The following is a 20,432-nucleotide window of genomic DNA, read 5'->3' on the forward strand; positions in this document are numbered from 1 at the left end:
AGACTTCAGAAGTTCCGGAATGTTACTTAAAATCTGAAATTTGTTTGGGTTCGGTTAAAATTTAAGATATTTGCAGCATTGTTTCAGCCGGTTTGCGGCGCTAACTTTAAACCAAAAACGGGAATTATCCCCTAAGATTTTATGGCACAAAAACCTTCTATTCCAAAAGGAACTCGAGATTTTAACCCGGCCGAAGTTGCCAAAAGAAATTATATTTTCGACATGATTAAAACCGAATTTAAAAAATTTGGCTTTCAGCCTATTGAAACGCCAAGTTTTGAAAATTCTGATACCTTGATGGGAAAATACGGGGAAGAAGGAGACCGTTTAATTTTTAAAATTCTGAACTCCGGAGATTTTCTAAAAAAAGCAAACTCTGAAGCTTACCAGGCCAAAGACAGTTTAAAAATCACTTCCTCTATTAGCGAAAAAGCCCTGCGTTACGATCTTACCGTGCCTTTTGCCCGTTACGTAGTACAACATCAAAACGAGATAGATTTTCCGTTTAAACGTTATCAAATTCAGCCGGTTTGGCGAGCCGACAGGCCTCAAAAAGGACGTTTCAGAGAGTTTTTTCAATGCGATGCCGATGTGGTGGGAAGCAAAAGCCTGTGGCAGGAAGTGGAATTTATACAGTTATACGACGCTGTTTTTTCGGCTTTAAAGCTAGAGGGTGTAACGATTAAAATTAATAACAGGAAAGTGCTTTCCGGTTTTGCCGAAGTGATTGGCGAGAAGGATAAGCTCATCGATTTTACTGTTGCGCTGGATAAACTGGATAAAATAGGAGAAGAGGGCGTGAAAAAAGAAATGCTGCAAAAAGGAATTTCTGAAAGTGCTATCGAAAAGATTCAGCCGATCTTTGGTTTACAGGGAAATTTTACCGAAAAAATCGCGGGGATTAAAGAAATCCTGAGCTCTTCTGAAACCGGAATGGAAGGGATTAAAGAGCTGGAATTTGTTGAAAAAGCCCTCCAAGAAATGCCGTTAAAGACCGCAAATCTGGATATGGATGTTACTTTGGCCCGCGGACTCAATTATTATACCGGGGCGATTTTTGAAGTTTCAGCTCCTGAAAATGTAAAAATGGGATCTATTGGCGGTGGTGGCCGTTATGACGACCTTACCGGGATCTTCGGCTTAAAAGATATGAGCGGCGTGGGAATTTCTTTTGGATTGGATCGAATTTACCTGGTACTTGAAGAACTCGGTCTTTTTCCTGATGCCGTCACCCAAAATACCAAAGCACTTTTTATCAATTTTGGCGACGAGGAAGCACTTTATGCTTTAAAGGCCGTTAACCGCTTAAGGACTGAAAATGTTATTGCTGAGTTATTTCCCGATGCAGCTAAGATGAAAAAACAAATGAATTATGCCAACAAACGCGAAATTCCATTTGTAATCCTGGCCGGGGGCGAAGAAATGCAGGCTGAAAAATTCACCCTTAAAAATATGAAATCTGGCGAGCAGCAAAAAGTAGGATTCTCTGAATTGGTAAAAGCTTTAGGTTAAAAATTGATCATCCTTAACCTTTATTGAGAAGATAATTCGACATTAGGAGAATTGTGATACTGTATTCTTTTCTTAATTTCTGAATGCTTTTTACAGGTTAATTTTTCTCTGGATGAGATTGCTTCAGCCGCCAAAAAAGCGGCTTCGCAGTGATGTCTGGCTTTATTTTTTCCGTCATTGCGAAGCTTTTTAGGTGAAGCAATCTCAAAGCAATAACGAATTTTTATTTCCTACGCGGTTTCACTCGCTTTATTCAAAGCTTCCATATCTTCTTTAGATAGCGAAACTTCAACTGCTTCAGTAAAAGATTTGAGGTGGGAAGATTGAGTAGCGCTGGCAATTGGGGCGCTTACCCCGGGCTTGTTCATTAACCAGGCAAGGGCTAAACCGGCTTGTGAAATATTGTGTTTTTCTGAAATTTCATCAAGGGATTTCAGAACTTTTTCTCCACGTTCATTCAGAAATTTATCGGCGAATATTTTTCGTTCTTTGCCTTCAAAATCTTCTTTTTTACGGTATTTTCCCGTGAGAAAGCCACTTGCGAGGGAAAAATAGGGGATCACCCCTAAATTATTTTTAGTACAAATTTCTTCGATTTCTCCTTCAAATTTATCGCGTACCATTAAATTATATTCAGGCTGAAAAACCTCATAGGAAGGTAAATCTTTGTCGGCGGCATCGTCTATTGATTTCTGTAATCTTTCCGCAGAAAAATTTGAAGCTCCTATATGTTTTATTTCACCACTTTCCATAAATTTTTGGTAAGCTTCCAGGGCTTCATTTACCGGGGTTTCCCCATCATCGAAATGCGTAAAATAAAGATCAATATAATCGGTTTGCAGTCTTAAAAGTGAATCTTTAACCGCGCCGGTAAGATAATCAATAGAACTATTTTTAGGCCCACCGGGCTGTAAACTGGAACCGCCCTTGGTGATTAAAGTGATCTTATTCCGTATTTTGCGTTCCTTCATCCATTTTCCAATAATCCTTTCTGAAGTGCCGTGCGGAACGCCATTGGCCCAACGGGAATAAACATCTGCCGTGTCTATTGTGTTAAAACCCAGCTCAAAAAGCTCATCCAGCATTTTAAAAGATTCTTTTTCGTCTAAAGTCCACCCAAAAACATTTCCACCAAAAATAATCGGTGCTGATTTTAATCCAGACTTTCCTAATTTAACTTTATCCATTTTATTGCTTTTTCTAAAATTAGGCATCAGTTAAAAGAAATAAGAATTATGATTAGGGTTTTGGATAGATTTAACTTTGATATCGTCTGGGATAATTTAAATGAACTTAATCGAGATGATGGTAAAATATAGACAGTGAGATTAATAATCTGTACTATTTTCTTCTTCCGTATTGGTTCTCTTTCGCCATATCACGTAAATAGCAGCAATTGTTCCCAATCCTAATACTAAAGCAAATAGTTTTGGAGGTGCATCCAACGTATTTGCCTGTTCAAAAGTAAAGGAACCAAACATGACGAAACTTCCTGCTAAAACTCCAAGCGTCATTAATATTTTTGATACGAGTTTCATACACCTTATATTTTCAAGATTCGATTGCGATAGAAGTTTTAAGATAACCGATATGAACTAGCGGAAGGTTAATTTAAGGTCAACTAATTGTTAAGACTGAATTTTATTTAATCAGATATTTATTTATATATTTTTTACAGGTTTTTAGTCACTTTTTAGATGGTGGGAGCAAGGAGTATTTCTTATACTAATGAGACTTGAAGAAATGAAAAGCAATGGAAGTTTTTACAATTTTAATTTTTGGTTTGTTGCTACGACAGTAATGACATTATTCAGTTACGTGTTTTCTAATTTTAAATCGAAACAGTTTAAGGCGCCAGAGTTGCTGAATAGTTTAATTTTCAGATCTGAAATAATTAAACTAAAACCTTCAAAAAATTACTTTTTAGCTTGGTTTATACATTTTGGAATATGTGGTTTGTTGCCGGAATTATTGGGGTCTTCGGTTGGAAAACGATGTTTAATTAAAAAGGAATCCGTCTGAAATTGACTTCCGCCAATTCTATCTACAACTTATTATCGCCCATATTTTATTCGGAATAAGCGCGGCTTTGTTACTCTCTTATTTCTAATTGATTTGCTCTGGAATTTCAGTAATTCCTAAAACAGAAAAATCAGGATTTTCAGCTAATTCAAATAAATTTTTCCCGGGCCTTTCAACAAAACAGGTTTGAAGTTTTGCCCTTTTTGCCCCCATAATATCCCAGGCGTGGGCGGCAACCATCAATGCCCTTTTTGGAGTTACCTGATATTTTCTAAGAATATGCTTATAGCTTTCAGGATGGGGTTTGTATTTTTTTATTTCCTCAACACTATGGATTCCGTCAAAATAAGAATCAATTTCAGCAAATTTCAGCTGTACTTTTAGAATATCTGGTTTACCATTACTAAAAGCAATCAGCTTATAACCTTCATTTTTCAATTGTTCCAAACCGGGTTTTACATCGGGATAGGGCGGAAGCTTCGTGATTTCCGAAAGAATATTCTTAATTTCTGGATCAGAAAATTCTTTATCAAACTTTCCCGAAATCATCTTAAAGGTAGCTGCGGCAATTTCACTAAAATTGCTGTAATTTCCGGTAGTGGTTTCCACCAGTGAATAGTGTAGCAGTTTGGGGAACCAAACATCAAAACCCATTTCGTTTTGCAGCGCGGCATTTACCTCTTCCTTTAAAGGGATTAAATTTAAAAGGGTTTCATTTACATCAAAAATTATGATTTTGGGCTTCATTACTAAGAGGTTTTGAAAAGGAAAGATAAGTTTTCTTTAGATAAAAAGCATAAAAAAATCCCTCCTGAAAAGAAGGGATTTCTTGTAGCGAGACCGAGATTTGAACTCGGGACCTCCGGGTTATGAATCCGACGCTCTAACCAACTGAGCTACCTCGCCATTTTTATTGTAATCCTGCTAGTAGCCTGACTTTACAAGCATTCGAGGTAATTGTGAATGCGGGTGCAAATATATAAACATTTTGTATTGCTACAAACATTATTTTCTAAAATATTTATTTTGTTTTCTTTTTATCCTTCCAATTAATATCTATATTGCCCGAAACTAATTAAATCTAAAAATGGAAGATAAGATAAAGTACGAAATGGAATTTCCAATTCAAGCTTCTCCTTCATTGTTATACCAATATATATCAACCCCTTCAGGATTAAGTGAATGGTATGCAGATAATGTAAATTCACGGGGCGAATTGTTTACTTTTATTTGGGAAGGAAGTGAAGAAAAAGCCAAATTGGTAAGCAAAAAAAGTGATGAACGCGTAAAATTTAAATGGCTTGATGATGAAGACACTCCATATTTTTTCGAAATAAGAATTCAGGTAGACGAAATCACCAAAGATGTCTCAATAATGATTACCGATTATGCCGAAGATGACGATGAAATTGAAGAAGGCAAAATGCTTTGGGAAAATATGATCTCAAACCTTAAACAGGTGCTGGGATCGGTTTAATATTCCTTAGATAAACATTACCTTTGCCCCGTTCTAAAAACGGGGCTTTTTTATGATAAATCTAAACGGAAATTTAGTAGAAGACAACCAGGCATCGCTTTCGGTAACCAATCGCGGATATGCCTATGGCGATGCAGTTTTTGAAACCATTCGCATAATTAGCGGAAAAATAATGTTCTGGGAGGATCATTATTTTAGGCTTATGGCTTCTATGCGTATTATGCGTATGGAAATTCCCGCAAATTTCTCTCCTGAATTTCTTGAAGAAGAGATTCTTGATCTGGTTAAAGAAAATGGCCTAGATACCACTGCGGCGCGTGTAAAATTTTCAGCCTATCGCGAGGAGGGTGGATATTACAGGCCTGTAACCCGTGAAATTGGATTTATAATCACTACGGAAGAACTTTCTGACGCTTTTTATTTGTTGAATGAAGATAATTATGAAGTAGAACTTTTTAAAGATCATTACATTACCAGTGGCTTATTCTCTACCATTAAATCAAACAATCGCGCGATAAACGTTCTGGGAAGTATTTTTGCTTCTGAAAATGGATATGAAAACTGCTTTTTAATTAATGAAAAGAAAAACGTGGTTGAAGCTTTAAACGGAAATTTATTCTTGGTAAAAGGCGACAAGATCAAAACACCGCCGCTAACCGATGGGGCATTGAACGGGATTACAAGGAAAAAATTACTGGAAATCATAAAAACCCTACCGGAATTAACCTTAGAAGAAACTTCAATTTCCCCCTTTGAACTTCAGAAAGCTGATGAATTGTTTATTACCAATGTAATTAAAGGAATACAGCCGGTTACAAAATACCGTAAAAAGAAGTTTGAGAATAAAGTAGCAAAAGATTTGCTTTCCAAATTAAACGTGAAAGCGAGATTGGGTTAGTTGTAACTTGGGTTTTCAGGGGCGTTGGACCATAAAAGGTATTCTCCGCCAAGTTGCATCATTTTATCTTTCCAGAAAGAGCGGTAAGGACGCTCTATAATATCTTTAGGATCTTCGTTGGTGGTAACTATCCAGGAATGTGAATTTAGCTCTTCGTTCAATTGATTTGCATCCCAACCGGAATACCCCAAAAAGAACCGTATTTCTTTTTCGCTAATTAAATCCTGATTAATAAGCTCTGTAACCACATCAAAATTACCACCCCAGTAAATGCCATTGGCAATTTCTACACTTTGCGGAATAAGATCCGGTATTTTATGAATAAAGTAAAGGTTGTCCTGTTCTACAGGTCCGCCATTGTAGATTTTAAAATTTGCGGAAAGGTCTGGAACGAGGTCTTTTAAAGTAAAATCCAATGCTTTATTAAGTATAAAACCTACAGAACCCGCTTCAGAATGATCTGCAAGCAAAACCACAGAGCGGTTAAATGCTACATCCCCAATAATGGATGGTTCTGCTACCAATAGATGGCCTTTGGTTGGTTTTAAAGCGATCATTACAGCATTGTTTTTAACTAAGCTAACATTAATTTAAAAAAAAATCAAATAAAATGCTAAAGTATTTTAATTTAAAAAGCCTCCCGGCTGGGAGGCTTTCAATCTTTTACTAATACAAATTATTAGTTTACAGCTTTTTGTAAATCTGCTCCGGCCTTAAATTTAACTACATTTTTAGCAGCAATTTTAATGGTTTTTCCGGTTTGTGGGTTTCTTCCTTCACGGGCAGCTCTTTTAGAAACTGACCAAGATCCAAATCCTACTAGAGAAACACGATCTCCTTTTTTAAGAGACTTTTCTACGTTTTCCAGGAAAGATTCTAAGGCTTTTTTTGCTGCTGCTTTTGAGATTCCAGCGTTTTCAGCCATTGCATCAATTAAATCTGTTTTGTTCATAATTTGAATTTTAAATAAATTGTTGGTTAAACATTCTGTTAAATTGCTTTACAAATTTATATGGAATTCTCGGCCGTGCAAGTAATATCAAGGGAAATGCAGGATATTGTTAATAAGTCGGCTATTTTGTTAATAAACAAGTCTAATTTTAGTTGATTTTTATCCGTTTCAGCAACCATAAGGCCTTAGCGGAATTTTGCTGTTTCCGAAAAATTGTATCCGTTTAAAAGTGATTTCACATCCATTTTTCGCTTTCCTGGAAGTTGTAATTCTTCAATAATAAGATAACCGCCCTGTGCTGCTACCTTCAGCATTTTATCTTCAATAATAATGCTTCCATTTTCCAGAGCATGACTTGCAGATTCTTTTCTACAATGATAAATCTTTACTTTTTCTTCTTTCTTATCGTTAAACAAAATGCACCAGGCTGCCGGATAAGGGTTTAGACCCCGAATCAGGTTATAAATTTGATTTAACGGATTGCTCCAATTGATCTTAGTATTCTCTTTATTTAACTTGGGGGCATCTTTTAGTAACTCGTCTAATGGCTGGGGAGTAGGAGAGAGATCGCCTTTTTCTATAAGCTGAAGGGTTTCTACCACCAGGCCAGAGCCCAGTTCCATTAGTTTATCGTGAAGTTCGCCAGCGCTTTCTTTAGGAGTTATATCAATTTCTTTTTGAAGGATCATCGCACCGGTATCTATCTTTTCATCTAAAAAGAATGTTGAAACACCGGTTTTTGTTTCATTATTAATAATGGCCCAGTTTATTGGTGCAGCGCCCCGATACTGCGGGAGCAGGGAAGCGTGAAGGTTAAAAGTGCCATATTCTGGTAAGTCCCAAACCACTTTAGGCAACATTCTAAAAGCAACCACGACCTGAAGGTTGGGGTCAAGAGCTTTAAGTTCTTCAATAAACTTTCCATCTTTCAAATTTGTAGGCTGTAAAACCTTTAAACCTTTGCTAACTGCGAATTTCTTTACCGGGCTCTCCTGTAATTTTCTTCCGCGACCAGCCGGTTTATCAGGGGCAGTAATTACACCAACCACATTATAATCGGCGTTTAGGATGCTTTCCAGGCTTGCCACGGCGAAATCTGGCGTACCCATAAATACTATTCTTAGTGATCTCATCATTTATTTATTTTGTAAATATTCCCTGACTTTCGGGAAATTAGTTCTTTGTCTAATAATAAGCGTAATACCTCTAAAACCTGTTCTTCAGGATAATTTATAACTCCAGTTAATTCTCTTGAAGAAGATTCTGAAGTTTTTAAAACTTTTATTATCTCTTTGTAAATCGCATTTTTAAGTTCCCTGGTTAAGGGCGCAGCTTGTTTTAGACAAACTGAGCAGATACCGCAGTTTTCTTCTTTTTCTTCTCCAAAATATGCCAGGAGTTGTTTACTCCGGCAAATCTTATCGTTTTCTAAATAAGCTAAAACCGAATCAATTTTTTCTTTTTTAGATTTATTATGTTGCTTTATATATGGCGCTAGCGGAAAAATCACCAAATCGTCTTCCCGTGGAACCAAAAATAATACGGTAGCATCGTGTTCGGTGAAAACGTATTCCAGCACCTGGTCTTTTTCCAGTTCTTCGAGGAATTTAAGCGCCATTTTCTGATCTACGTTAGATTTTTTGCACACCGAAGCCAGGTCTATCACGGTTTTATTTTCCAGGATTCCGCCATAAGTCCGTAGAAGAGCTTTTACAAAGCTTTCGTATTTCTGATTTTGATCTAAATAATACTGAAGTTGCCGGCCGGAAATCGTAAAATAAGCGCTTGTTTTTTTATGAAATTCCTTTGAGAGTTTTAACACGCTGCACCGATCTAAAAGCTGAAGTACCTCGTATGTTTTTGAGAATGGAAGTTCGTATTGGGCGCAAAATTGGGAAAAACTAAAATTGTGTTCGGTTTCTTCCCCTTCTCCATAAGCGATCCGAAAATAGGTGTTTAGCTTTTTATAAACCAGTTTTACATCTTCCAGCTGCGGTAAATTTGCAAGAAACTGATTCTTTAAAACCGGAACATCGCTTTTATTGGTAAGAATAGTTGCGAGAGCTTTTTCGCCATCCCTACCGGCGCGGCCGGCTTCCTGAAAATAACTTTCTATAGATTCAGGAAGATTTAAGTGAATTACCTGCCTAACATCAGGCTTGTCTATTCCCATTCCAAAAGCGGTGGTGGCTACCATTACTTGATGCTTGTTTTCCAGCCAACCGTTCAATCTTTTGGTTTTCTCTTTGGGTTGTAAACCGCCGTGAAAAGCATCAGCTTTATAGCCTTTTTTGTTTAATAAGTCAGCAATCTCCAGGCTTGCTTTTCGGCTTCGGACATAGATTATCGCTGCTTCGTTTTTATTATACAGTAATTGGTATAAGCGGTAATATTTATCTTCAGCTATTAAAACATTGTAGGCAATATTCGGCCGATAAAAAGAATCTTTTAGAACTTCAATATCTTCCAGTTCTAACTCCTTTACAATATCTTTTACCACCGCCGGAGTTGCAGTTGCGGTAAGTGCGATAAATGGTGTGCCGGGCTTTAAATCTTTTAAGAGCGAAATATTGCGGTAAGCTGGCCTAAAATCGTGGCCCCACTGCGAAATACAATGTGCTTCATCTACAGCGATAAGGTTTACATTCATCAATTTAATACGTTCCTGTACCAGATCCTGTTGTAGCCTTTCAGGAGAGAGGTAAAGAAATTTATAATTTCCGTAGATACAATTATCCAGAGCGGCATCAAGATCGCGATAAGCCATTCCGCCAATTAAGGCCATTGCTTTTATGCCCTTTTGTTGAAGCGCGTTTACCTGATCTTCCATTAGAGCTACCAGCGGAGAAACTACAATACAAATTCCTTCCTGGATTAATGCAGGGATTTGAAAACAAATTGATTTTCCTCCCCCGGTTGGCATTAAGGCCAACACATTCTTTTGCTCCAGGAGCCTTTCAATTACGGGTTCCTGTAGCGGTCTGAAGGACGAATGTCCCCAGTATTTTTTTAGTATGTGGTGCGCGTCCTGCAAATAGCCTGAATCAAATTTGATTTAAAATAAATGAGGTTCTATCAATCACTGAGGTTTTTGGGACTTCAATAGGGCTGTAACCGTAATTTTTGTAGGTTTCAAAAAGATGTTTTGCGATTAGACTGGCTTCTTTAAAAGATTCGTAGCGTTCGTTGTCGCTTTGGTAAATTTCTTCCCAGGGTGGTAAAAAGAATATCTTGTCGTAAGAATATTCTATACAGGCATCATTGAAATAAGAAGAATATTCAGTTTTAAAATAATCCATATAAGCCAGTACATCGGGGATGCCGCGGTCTATAAATATGGTTGAAGCAGAAAGCATATTGGCTTCACGATGCTGAATTTTTCGGCCTTCCAGTAATTTTTCGCTAAAGAGCAAAGGTTTTTCAAGAAATAACTGGTCTATTCCCTGTTTTTGGGCTTCTAAAGTAACCTGTCTGGAAATTTCATGAAGACATTCGTGCCCGCGTTTTTCCAACTGTCGGATTATAGAAGATTTTCCGGTACCGGGACCACCGGTAATTACAATTTTCTGTTTTTTCACGTTGCAAATTTCGACATTTGAAATTGATTATAAAAATGTATGTAATCCATGTATCTTTGCAGCCAAAATTTAAGTTAGAAAATTATGAGTGGAGCGAAAGATCAGGAAGAGTTTTATAACAAATTAAAATCACAGTTACAGGACACATCCCTGTGGCCATCTGAGTACCTTTATAAATTTATTGTGCCCGCAAAGTCAAATCAGGTTAAAGTCATTGATAAGATTTTTGATAATATGGGGGCGGTAATTACTACAAGAAAATCGAAAAAGGGAACTTATATAAGTACTTCGGTTAATGTACGAATGAAAAACCCCGATGCGGTAATAGAAAAATACAAAGAAGTCGCAGAAAAGGTAGATGGTGTAATCTCTCTTTAATCCCTCCAGAGGGGTTAATTCCCAATAGACTTGCCCCAATTGTGAGAGTATTTTCCGAATTACACCTAAAGGGCTTGCCTTGAAGTTTTAGATTTTTAATTTCTCAAATTTTTATCTATCCCGATAATATTTAGTATTTTGCAGCGATTAACTTCTACAGAAAATTACCTCGCAGTGAGCCTACGAGGCATTAAATGGAAGAACTTTTGATTTTGAGGCATGCCTCAGCGTATTTTAAGTCTCGATTATCGAGTAAAGTATCACCTTATAAATTTCAATTTTGACACACGCATTAGAATATAACTCCGAAAGGAAACACTTAATTATTCCCGAATATGGGAGACATCTTCAAAAAATGGTGGAAGAAGCCGTGGAAATTGAAGATGATAAAGAACGTAACCAGGTTGCGAAATCTATTATTGCCGTAATGGGTAATATGCAACCGCACCTTCGTGATGTACCCGATTTTCAGCATAAATTATGGGATCAGTTATTTATAATTAGTGATTTTAAGCTTGATGTTGAATCGCCTTTCCCTAAACCTACCAGGGAAATGCTGGCAGAGCGTCCTGAAATGTTAGATTATCCTCAGAACTTTCCGAAATATCGTTTCTACGGAAATAATATCAATAGGATGATTAATGAGGTTAAAGATTGGGAAGAAGGTCCTTTAAAAGAAGGTTTGGTTTTAACGATAGCCAACCATATGAAAAAATCTTACCTTAACTGGAATCGTGATACAGTAGAAGACGAGATAATCTTTGAACATCTTCGGGAACTAAGCGGCGGAAAAATTAATTTAAAGAACGCCGATGAAGATCTTAGCGATGCTTCCAGTCTAATTAGAAATAAGAAGAAGCACACCGGTAAAAACACTAATCCAAAAAAATCCAACCGCAAAGGTGGAGGTGGCCGTAAGCGTTACTAAAAATATTTTACTTTCATGGGAACTTTCCAAATTGAAGGCGGGCAGCAACTTAGTGGTGAAATTCAGCCACAAGGAGCCAAAAATGAAGCCCTGCAAATTCTTTGCGCCGTATTATTAACTTCAGAAGAAGTTGTGATTAATAATATTCCAGATATTCTGGATGTTAATAAACTAATCCAACTCCTGGAAAATCTGGGGGTTAAGATCAAAAAACTTGGAAAAGGATGCTATTCCTTTAAAAGTGATGATCTGGATTTAGATTATTTAAGCAGCGACCAGTTTAAGAAAGACGGTAGTGGTTTGCGAGGATCAATTATGATCGTTGGGCCTTTACTTGCTAGATTTGGCAAAGGATTTATTCCGAAGCCGGGCGGCGATAAAATTGGTAGAAGGAGACTGGATACGCATTTTGAAGGATTTATTAAACTGGGTGCAAAATTCAGATATAATAAAGAAGAGCGTTTTTACGGTGTAGAAGCTCCAGACGGATTAAAAGGTGACTATATGCTTTTGGAAGAAGCTTCAGTTACCGGTACCGCCAATATTGTAATGGCTGCTGTTCTTGCTGAAGGAGCTACTACTATATATAATGCTGCCTGCGAACCTTATCTGCAGCAACTTTGTACGATGTTGAACTCAATGGGTGCAAAAATTAGCGGAGTTGGTTCCAATCTTTTAACTATAGAAGGTGTAAATTCTTTAAAAGGTTGTGAGCATAGGATTTTACCCGATATGGTTGAAATAGGCTCTTGGATTGGGATGGCAGCTATGACTAAAAGCGAAATTACCATTAAAAACGTTCGCTGGGATATGTTGGGGATTATTCCAACTACCTTTAGAAAATTAGGAATCACTATTGAACGCAAAGGGGACGATATTTATATTCCTGCGCACACCAATGGTTATGAGGTGCAGAGCTTTATAGATGGCTCTATAATGAATATTAGCGATGCCCCATGGCCTGGTTTCACACCGGATTTATTGAGTATAGTTTTGGTTGTGGCCACGCAAGCTCGTGGAAGTGTACTTATTCATCAAAAAATGTTCGAAAGCCGATTGTTCTTTGTAGATAAACTGATAGATATGGGTGCTAAAATCATTTTATGTGACCCGCATCGGGCTACTGTAATTGGCCACGATTTTCAGTCGCAGTTAAAAGCTACTACGATGACTTCGCCAGATATTAGAGCGGGAATTTCCTTGCTTATCGCTGCGCTTTCTGCTAAGGGAACTTCTACCATTCATAATATTGAACAGATAGACAGAGGTTACGAAAATATAGATGAACGTCTTAAAGCACTTGGCGCGAGAATAGAGCGCGTGGCTTAAGGTTCAATTTTGAAATGATATAAAAAGTATTCGGAATATCTTGTTTTCGTCAAGCTGAACTTGGTTCAGCTTCTAACTTAACTGGAATTACAAATAATTTAGATCCTGGAATAAATTTCGGAGCAGGCTCTGAAATAAACCCGCCTGAACGTACGGGCAGGTTCAGGATGATGTATAAATAAAAAAATCCGGATGATTCATCCGGATTTTTTTATGCTGAAAATTTCAGAAACTAAACTTCAGTCTCGGCTTTTTTCTTGTTTTCTTTATAATGGAAAAGATTGTGCTCTTTAATCATTTTCGTGGTTTTTTCCGGAAGCATATCTTCCCAACCTTCTTTTCCTTCGCTAATCATTTGTAGTACTTCTCTCGAGTAAACATCAAGAATTTCAGGATTGTAGTTTTCGATATCTTCAACTCTTCCGTTATACTTAAAGAATTTATACAATTCCTTCATTCTTGGATGAACTTTTAAATTCTCACTGGTAGTGATTTCTCCAGTTTCAGGATCCTTAAGCGGATAAAGATATACCTTGAGGTCTTTAAAGAATAATTTACCAAAGGCTTCCAAAATACCACCACTTAAATGTCTATAATATTTCTCATCAAAAACATCAACCAGATTATTTACCCCCATAGTTAAGCCCATTCGCTGTTTGGAATATCTTGAGAAATATTCTACTACGCGATAATACTCCTGGAAGTTAGAGATCATTACGGTTTGGCCCAGGGAACATAAAAGTTTTGCCCGGTCCATAAAATCTCGTTCATCAATTTCGCCTTCGGCCCTAAGGTTAGAAAGAGTGATTTCAAAAATAACTTCAGTATTCTCTTTTTCTACTTTGCTTTCCTTCAGGAATAATTCAAGCGAACGCTCATACATGTCCATGTTTACCTTGGTCACCGGTCTAAAACTTCCACGAAGCGCAAGAATATTCTTTTTATAAAGAATTTTAGCAGGTAGTACGTTGTTCCCATCAGGCGCAAACATTACAGCATCCGTCATTCCGTTTTTAACAAGTTGTAAACTCATTAAACGATTGTCCACACCTTCAAATCGAGGTCCGCTAAAATTTATGGTATCAATCTCTATCTGATCTTTGTCTATATGATCGTAGAGATAACGTAAAAGTTTTTTGGGATTATCGTACTTGTAATAAGCGCCGTAAATTAGGTTTACGCCAAGTATTCCAAGAGTGTTTTGCTGATGGCGGGCATCGTTTTCGTGGAATCTAACATGCAGGCTAATCTCATTATAATCTTCCTCCGGACTCACCTGGTATCTGATTCCTACCCAACCGTGACCTTTATATTTTTTGGCGAAATCTATAGTTGCGACGGTATTGGCATAGCTAAAGAAAAGTTTATTAGGATGCTTTTCACGGGAAATTCGCTGTTCAATTAGGCCAATTTCATGGGAAAGCATCTTTTTTAGTCTTGCTTCTGTTACATATCTCCTATCATCTTCAACTCCGTAAATAGCGTCACTGAAATCTTTATCGTAAGCACTCATGGCTTTAGCAATGGTTCCAGATGCACCTCCAGACCTAAAGAAATTCCTTACGGTTTCCTGGCCGGCACCAATTTCAGAAAACGTTCCGTAGATATTTTCATTTAAATTAATGCGAAGTGCTTTGCTTTTTATAGAAGGAACGTTTTCAAATTCCTTATCGCCCATTATTGTAATTGGCATAATTTTTCTTTTAAGTGTGATTTCTTTTTTGTGTATACCAAAGGTACTAAAAACGGTAAGGTATTGAAAAAAAATATCTTTACTTTTGCATAAAACATAGAATTTTTGGAAGTAATATTTTTAGGCACAGGAACATCTCAGGGGATACCCATAATAGGAAGCAAACACCCTGTTTGTCTTAGTGAGAATCCAAAAGACAAACGGCTTAGGGTATCGGTTTTAGTAAAATGGGAAGACTATAATATTTTAATTGATTGTGGTCCCGATTTCAGGATGCAAATGCTCGAAAATCCTATAGAAAGCCTGGATGCAATATTATATACGCACGAGCATAACGATCATACCGCGGGTTTAGATGATATTCGTCCTTTCTTCTTTCGTCAGGGTGATATTCCTGTTTTTGCCCATAAGCGAGTATTAGATTCCCTCCGGAGACGTTTCGATTATATTTTTACTTCCAACAATAAATATCCTGGAGCGCCAGGTGTAAACGAAAACGAAATTGTAAACGAGGCTTTTTATTTTAAAAATCTTAAGATTACTCCAATAGATTACAAACATAACCGCTTGCAGGTTTTTGGGTTTAGGCTTAAAGATTTCGCTTATCTTACTGATCTTAAATCTATTGAAGAAGAGGAAGTTCAGAAATTAGATGGGGTAAAGGTTATGGTGGTAACTGCCTTAAGGATTGAGCCACATCATTCTCATTTAAACCTCGAGGAAGCACTGGAATTTATTGCGCGAGTAAAGCCAGAAAGAGCTTATTTAACCCATATTAGCCATTTGCTCGGCTTCCACGATGAAGTGCAGGAACAACTTCCCGAAAATGTATTCGTAGCCTACGATAACCTAAAAATCACTATTTAAGATGCGCAAGAATATATTGCTCTACCTTTTTATCTTTTCTCTTTTGTTTACCATTTTTATTTATGTGAACGATAAAAAAATCCTTGATTCCAGGGATGCCGATATTCAGGATTTAAAAGCCCAGGTTGAACGCCTGGAGATGGAAACCGATTCTTTAGCTGAATTAAACGAAAATGCGGGTTATTTCTCTTTGCTTGAAAATGAAGACGCGATGAGCTATTTTGAAAATAATGGGATTGAAGCTGCTGTTGTTTCTGAAACGATCGAAAATGAACTGATAAGTCAGAATAAAATAGATACCGATAATTCTTATGTACCTTTTGACGGAATGGAAGGTAATATGCACATTAACAAGGTCAAAATCCTAAATCATAAATGGGTGATTGCCGATTTTACCGATGGAACTTACTGGGGCGAGGTATTCTTTACCTATTTTATTGATGAAGAAGGAAAACCAGAACTTATAGCTGAAAAATCCTTTCTATATCCTGCAGCCAATTAAATACGCTTTTTAAGCCATTCCCGTAATTCAAAGAAATTCTGCGGAGCCACACCGTGACCTACCGGAAATTCTGAATAGCTGTTTTCGATATTTAGTTCGTCCAGCACAGGTTTGGTTTTACGAGCCCATTCTACAGGGATTACCTGGTCTACCGAGCCGTGAGAACAATAAAATGACAGCTTTGAAAAATCATTTTCCTCAAATTCCGGTTTCAAAATTCCTTTATTTATATAACCGCTAAGCGCGATAATATTTTTAACTTTTTCAGGATAGGAAAGAGCAACTGCATAAGCCAAAATACTTCCCTGGCTAAATCCTAATAGCGTTACATTTTTAGCATCTAAACTATAAGCTTCAATCGCATCATCTATAAATCCAGCGATTATTTCGCGTGATCCTTTAGCCTGCTCGTCATCGCTAAATTTTCCATCCTGGTTATCCCAGTGAATCGCATACCAGGCATTCCCGTAAGGTTGCATAGCGTAAGGCGCTTTTACCGATATCACGAATAACTCATCAGGTAATTCTTCAGCAAAAGAGAAAAGATCGTTCTCATCGCTTCCGTAGCCGTGCAGCATAATAAGCAATGGCGGCTTTTCGGTTTGAATTTTCGGTTTTCTTATAAGGTGTTGTAGAGAAAGTTCTTTGGTATTCATTTATTGTATTGTACTAAACCATTTTTGATAATAAGTCCCAAGAATTGGCACTTCTTTTTGTTCGCCCTGTATAGCGGTCACCAGGCCATAAATGCCTAAAACCGCAATAAAAATATAAAAGGCAGATGAAATTAGCCAGCTGTCAAACATTCCAACCAAAACTCCTAAAACGTAAAAAGTCACGTGAATTCCAAGTGCCTGCCTAATGTGAAATGAAGCAAACGGATTTTTATGCTCGTTGTTCATAAAATAGGCGATAATGGTGCCAATAATCGTAAGATAGGCAACAATGGCTGGGGTTTTTCCTTCTTCGGCAACAGTTTTCATAGCTGGTTATTTAAATACAAAGGTATTAAATTTAGCATGAAATTATAAACCAAAAACCCCCGCTTTGGTAATAATTCCCAAAGCTTTCCCTTGAAGTAGGTGTCCTTTAAAAATACTGTTTTTTGAAGTGGAATAGATATGCGCTTCAGAAAACTCGTATTTTTTCTTCGGAAGAAAGAAACTTAAATCCGCCGGATTTCCCTCTTCAATTTCTATGTCCTCAAGACCAAATCTTTGCTTTCCTTTGCATAAGATCTCAACAGCTTCTTCCGTAGAAAAGACCGTGCTTAAAGCTCCAAAAGCAGATTCCAGGCCAATACTACCATACAAAGCATTATCAAACTCTACTTTTTTATGTTCGGTGTCAATAGGGGTATGATCGCTGGTGATCATATCTATTGTTCCGTCTTTTAAACCTTTAATAAGGGCTTTTATATCCTCTTTTGTCCTTAGGGGAGGCAAAACTTTTGCACTGGTTTCAAAATCCTGCAGGAGTTCGTCGGTAAAGATTAAATTATGAATAGCAACACTACAACTTACATCCAAACCTTTCTTTTTGGCTTCCCTGATCAAGGCTACAGATTTTTTTGTCGAAATCGTTGGAATATGTAATTTCCCGCCGGTATATTCCAGAAGATAAAGGTCTCGTGTTATCTGTAATTCTTCGGCCAGGTTGGGGATTCCTTTTAATCCCAGCGAAGTACTGTTCTGTTCTTCGTTCACCATTCCTTTTCCGGCAATACGGTCTTCCTGCGGAAAAGATTGCACTAAAGCATCAAAATTTTGAGCATATTGAAGTGCTATTTTCAATAAATTAGGGTTTTTAATAGCCCGCTTATAATCCCCAAAAGCAATGGCGCCTCCCTGTTTCATATCAAAAAGTTCGGCAAGGTCAACACCTTCGCTTTTAATAGTTAAAGCCCCGGTAGGGAACATTTTAACCGGGTGATGCGCCGCCTTTGATTTTACTGAAGTAATCGCCCCATTATTATCAATTATCGGGTAAGTATTGGGATTTAGCGCAATGCTGGTAAATCCGCTTTTTGCGGCGGTATCCAGGCCGTTGGCTATGGTTTCACGCTCTTCAAATCCGGGTTCTCCAAAACTCACACTACTGTCAAACCAACCCCTGGAAACGTGAAGGTTTTCTTCATTAATCACTTTATCGGCTTTGGTGGAGATGTCTTTCCCTATTTTTTTAATGACCCCGTTTTCAATAAGAAGATCCAGCTTTTTATTGTTGTAAGCTGAATGTTTATCTATGATTTTGGCCGATTTTATGAGTAGTTTCATGTATTTATAATTTTAATCCGAATGTGTTGCAAATTTCTGATTCCAGCATCATACTGGTCATTTAAGATATTTTAAGAGGAGCATCTCTGCGGTTAAAAATATCAGCGCAAAAATAACTAAGCATTTCCAAAGCTCGTTGCTTTGGCCAGCTGCTTTTACTTCATCAAAATAAGATCCTATATCAGGGTGTATTTTTATGTTTTCTGTTTCCTTCGGAATATTATATTCCATTTCGCTTTCGCTTCTAGGGGAATTAAAACTAATAAAACCCTGGTTTTCGCCTTTATATTCCAGGGAATAGTTTCCTGGAGCAATGTCCAATCCAGTGGTTAAGATTTCTAAATTATCACCCATTACACGTTGCTGCGGAATAAAATTTTCGGTATCTGAAACGATGTGGACCACTTCGTCCTGTTGTGTTTCAAGCGGAATTTTAATTTCATCTTCTTTCCCGGTTTCGTAATAAAGGTTTGGCGTTTTTAAAGCCGTAAGTCCCATGTTATAAAAAACCGGAACTATTAAAGGAGAGTTTCTGAAATTAGAATTTTCAGTATTTAATGCTGCGGAAAATAGAAATACATTATTTCGTTCCTGTAAAAACCCGGAATTATCCTGAAATGAAATTACGTTACTTCCGTTTTGCATATTATAATAAGTCTGGACTTTTGGATAATCAAAATTCTCAACCCTTTCCTCAAAAATTCCGGTTAGCAAAGGATGATCAAAAGCGAGTTCGGTAATTAATTTTTCCTGGGTTCTTAATTCAGAGAATCTAGGTGCATTGAGCCTGCTAAGCAGATTATTATAGGAGTTTAGATCCATTTTTTCTGAAGGAATAATAACCAGTCCCACCGCATTATTTTGAAGGTTTACCAGGTTAGATTCCAGTGCACCGGAAAGTGTTTCCAATTCATTAAGTATTACCAGGTCGGCAGCATTTAGCCGATTAAAATCAAGCTGATTAATTTCAAATATTATAGTGTTAAATTCGGGAGGGGTAAGGATGCGGGTTAGAAAACTGGCATCTGTATCCTGGGTTATGACAACCACCTCGGCGGGTTTAAGTTTATTTAAGCTGAAAAATAACGAATTATCGTATTCTAAAGAGGCATCTTCAATGCTTATAATTCCGTTAGCAATTTCTTCTGCATTAATTTTAAAACTTGTTACTATGCTTTGATTTTCCTCAAAATTTACAGCTGTTTTTGCTAGAAGTTCTTCCCCGTTATACACCGAAACACTCACCGGTTCTAAAATCTCTGAAGTACTGCTCAACAAAACCTGTAAACTAATTTCCTCAGCTTCACGATTGCTTATAAACATTGAATCCAGGCTAATATTTTGCGTGTTTTCTGGAACTGCGGGAATAAGATGATAATTTAAAGCAGTAGAATCGATTAATTTTTCTGTATTGAGGTTTTGCTGAAAATCCGATATTATAATGCAATCTTTTTCGTTACCTGAAGCTTTTAAAAGTTGTTCTGCTCTTAATTTCAGGGTATTAAAATCTGAAGAATTTTCAGCGAAATCGAGGTTTTGAAGTTCAGGAATTAATTCTTCCGCAGAAAGGTTTCGGAATTCAGTATTATGGGTGAAAAGGCTTATTTCTTCGTTTTCAGGAAGGTTTTTAATCAAATCCTGAATGGCAGCTGACAGGAGTTCGCCGTTTTGTCCCGAGGCCTGCATACTGTAAGAATTATCTAAAAAAATCACTTTATTACTTGAAGCGGCTTCAGGGTTTTCGGCAGGAAAATAGGGCTGGGCAAAGGCGAGAATTAAAGCAGATAACATGAGCATTCTCGTAGCCAGAACCAACCATTTTTTTAATCGGGAGCTCTTTCGGGTTTGCCGAATCACCTTTTTTAGAAATTTTACGTTGGTAAAATCTTCTTTCTGGAAGCGGCGTAGTTGAAATAAATGAACAGCCAGCGGTATGAGTAGTAAAAACAGGGCATAAAGTAGTTCCGGCTGTTTAAATTCCATAAGGCTTTAAAAAGTTTTTCAAATATATGAAATGGAA

21 protein-coding genes and 1 tRNA gene are annotated in these 20,432 nt (G+C 37.3%); 8 read left to right on the top strand and 14 right to left on the bottom strand.

The genetic code is table 11. The features are described from left to right. Nucleotides 1-141 precede the first annotated feature (141 nt). On the top strand, nt 142-1,512 hold the full coding sequence (gene hisS, locus LB467_RS04480) for a histidine--tRNA ligase (RefSeq protein WP_224472827.1): 1,371 nt from the start codon (nt 142-144) through the stop codon (nt 1,510-1,512). Nucleotides 1,513-1,742: 230 nt separating this feature from the next. On the opposite strand, the gene LB467_RS04485 is transcribed toward hisS, so the two are convergent. From LB467_RS04485 to LB467_RS04500, 4 genes are all read right to left on the bottom strand, one after another. Beyond that, nucleotides 1,743-2,699, bottom strand: coding sequence for an aldo/keto reductase (locus LB467_RS04485; protein ID WP_224472828.1), 957 nt, complete (start codon nt 2,697-2,699; stop codon nt 1,743-1,745). Nucleotides 2,700-2,840: 141 nt separating this feature from the next. Next, nucleotides 2,841-3,050 (bottom strand): hypothetical protein, encoded by a 210-nt coding sequence (locus LB467_RS04490; protein WP_224472829.1) that lies wholly within the window; start codon nt 3,048-3,050, stop codon nt 2,841-2,843. A gap of 568 nt (nt 3,051-3,618) precedes the next feature. Beyond that, nucleotides 3,619-4,281, bottom strand: coding sequence for a haloacid dehalogenase type II (locus LB467_RS04495; RefSeq protein ID WP_224472830.1), 663 nt, complete (start codon nt 4,279-4,281; stop codon nt 3,619-3,621). Between the two features lie 85 nt (nt 4,282-4,366). Continuing rightward, nucleotides 4,367-4,440 (bottom strand) — tRNA-Met (locus LB467_RS04500). Nucleotides 4,441-4,621: 181 nt separating this feature from the next. Between LB467_RS04500 and LB467_RS04505 the strand changes: the two genes are divergently transcribed. Continuing rightward, the gene (locus LB467_RS04505) at nt 4,622-5,011 is read left to right on the top strand and encodes an START-like domain-containing protein (protein ID WP_224472831.1); all 390 of its coding nucleotides are present in this window, start codon (nt 4,622-4,624) and stop codon (nt 5,009-5,011) included. A gap of 52 nt (nt 5,012-5,063) precedes the next feature. Next, nucleotides 5,064-5,909: an aminotransferase class IV gene (locus tag LB467_RS04510; RefSeq protein WP_224472832.1), complete on the top strand. Its 846-nt coding sequence runs from the start codon at nt 5,064-5,066 to the stop codon at nt 5,907-5,909. Here the strand turns inward: LB467_RS04510 and LB467_RS04515 are convergent. The 5 genes from LB467_RS04515 to LB467_RS04535 all read right to left on the bottom strand — a co-directional run bounded on the left by LB467_RS04515 (nt 5,906) and on the right by LB467_RS04535 (nt 10,439). Further along, entirely contained in the window at nt 5,906-6,466 is a 561-nt protein-coding gene (locus LB467_RS04515) for a YqgE/AlgH family protein (RefSeq protein ID WP_224472833.1), read from the bottom strand. The two genes, LB467_RS04510 and LB467_RS04515, sit on opposite strands and share 4 nt — an antisense overlap. Before the next feature lie 122 nt (nt 6,467-6,588). Then, nucleotides 6,589-6,861 (bottom strand): HU family DNA-binding protein, encoded by a 273-nt coding sequence (locus LB467_RS04520; protein WP_006990442.1) that lies wholly within the window; start codon nt 6,859-6,861, stop codon nt 6,589-6,591. 185 nt (nt 6,862-7,046) lie between these two features. Next, nucleotides 7,047-7,994: a methionyl-tRNA formyltransferase gene (gene fmt / locus LB467_RS04525; RefSeq protein ID WP_224472938.1), complete on the bottom strand. Its 948-nt coding sequence runs from the start codon at nt 7,992-7,994 to the stop codon at nt 7,047-7,049. Next, nucleotides 7,994-9,895 (bottom strand): RecQ family ATP-dependent DNA helicase, encoded by a 1,902-nt coding sequence (locus LB467_RS04530; protein ID WP_224472834.1) that lies wholly within the window; start codon nt 9,893-9,895, stop codon nt 7,994-7,996. The genes fmt and LB467_RS04530 overlap by 1 nt, the downstream gene beginning before the upstream one ends. A gap of 10 nt (nt 9,896-9,905) precedes the next feature. After that, nucleotides 9,906-10,439 carry an AAA family ATPase gene (locus LB467_RS04535; RefSeq protein WP_224472835.1) on the bottom strand — a complete coding sequence of 178 codons (534 nt, stop codon included), beginning with the start codon at nt 10,437-10,439 and terminating at the stop codon, nt 9,906-9,908. 84 nt (nt 10,440-10,523) lie between these two features. On the opposite strand from LB467_RS04535, the gene LB467_RS04540 reads away from it, so the two are divergent. From LB467_RS04540 to murA, 3 genes are all read left to right on the top strand, one after another. Further along, nucleotides 10,524-10,817, top strand: coding sequence for a DUF493 family protein (locus tag LB467_RS04540; protein WP_224472836.1), 294 nt, complete (start codon nt 10,524-10,526; stop codon nt 10,815-10,817). Between the two features lie 280 nt (nt 10,818-11,097). Next, a complete protein-coding gene (locus LB467_RS04545) occupies nt 11,098-11,745 on the top strand; it encodes a DUF4290 domain-containing protein (RefSeq protein WP_224472837.1) in 648 nt (215 codons plus the stop codon). 15 nt (nt 11,746-11,760) lie between these two features. Further along, a complete protein-coding gene (gene murA, locus LB467_RS04550) occupies nt 11,761-13,074 on the top strand; it encodes a UDP-N-acetylglucosamine 1-carboxyvinyltransferase (RefSeq protein ID WP_224472838.1) in 1,314 nt (437 codons plus the stop codon). Nucleotides 13,075-13,306: 232 nt separating this feature from the next. Here the strand turns inward: murA and LB467_RS04555 are convergent, their stop codons facing one another. After that, the gene (locus tag LB467_RS04555; protein ID WP_224472839.1) at nt 13,307-14,767 is read right to left on the bottom strand and encodes a TonB-dependent receptor; all 1,461 of its coding nucleotides are present in this window, start codon (nt 14,765-14,767) and stop codon (nt 13,307-13,309) included. Between the two features lie 105 nt (nt 14,768-14,872). On the opposite strand from LB467_RS04555, the gene LB467_RS04560 reads away from it, so the two are divergent. Together LB467_RS04560 and LB467_RS04565 are read left to right on the top strand one after the other, a co-directional pair. Then, nucleotides 14,873-15,634 carry an MBL fold metallo-hydrolase gene (locus LB467_RS04560; RefSeq protein ID WP_224472840.1) on the top strand — a complete coding sequence of 254 codons (762 nt, stop codon included), beginning with the start codon at nt 14,873-14,875 and terminating at the stop codon, nt 15,632-15,634. Nucleotide 15,635: 1 nt separating this feature from the next. Next, nucleotides 15,636-16,136 carry a hypothetical protein gene (locus tag LB467_RS04565; protein ID WP_224472841.1) on the top strand — a complete coding sequence of 167 codons (501 nt, stop codon included), beginning with the start codon at nt 15,636-15,638 and terminating at the stop codon, nt 16,134-16,136. Here the strand turns inward: LB467_RS04565 and LB467_RS04570 are convergent. Genes LB467_RS04570 through LB467_RS04585 form a run of 4 tightly spaced genes read right to left on the bottom strand, consistent with a single transcriptional unit; the run spans nt 16,133 to nt 20,395 of the window. Further along, on the bottom strand, nt 16,133-16,792 hold the full coding sequence (locus LB467_RS04570) for an alpha/beta hydrolase (RefSeq protein WP_224472842.1): 660 nt from the start codon (nt 16,790-16,792) through the stop codon (nt 16,133-16,135). The two genes, LB467_RS04565 and LB467_RS04570, sit on opposite strands and share 4 nt — an antisense overlap. Beyond that, complete coding sequence (locus LB467_RS04575; protein WP_224472843.1) at nt 16,793-17,119, bottom strand: DUF4870 domain-containing protein; 327 nt, start codon at nt 17,117-17,119, stop codon at nt 16,793-16,795. It abuts the gene before it with no gap. A 42-nt stretch (nt 17,120-17,161) separates the two neighbouring features. Then, entirely contained in the window at nt 17,162-18,412 is a 1,251-nt protein-coding gene (locus tag LB467_RS04580) for a dihydroorotase (protein ID WP_224472844.1), read from the bottom strand. A 57-nt stretch (nt 18,413-18,469) separates the two neighbouring features. Then, nucleotides 18,470-20,395, bottom strand: coding sequence for a BatA domain-containing protein (locus LB467_RS04585; protein WP_224472845.1), 1,926 nt, complete (start codon nt 20,393-20,395; stop codon nt 18,470-18,472). Nucleotides 20,396-20,432: the final 37 nt, after the last annotated feature.

The sequence above is a fragment of the Salegentibacter tibetensis genome, assembly GCF_020164485.1.
Classification (GTDB): Bacteria; Bacteroidota; Bacteroidia; order Flavobacteriales; family Flavobacteriaceae; genus Salegentibacter; species Salegentibacter tibetensis.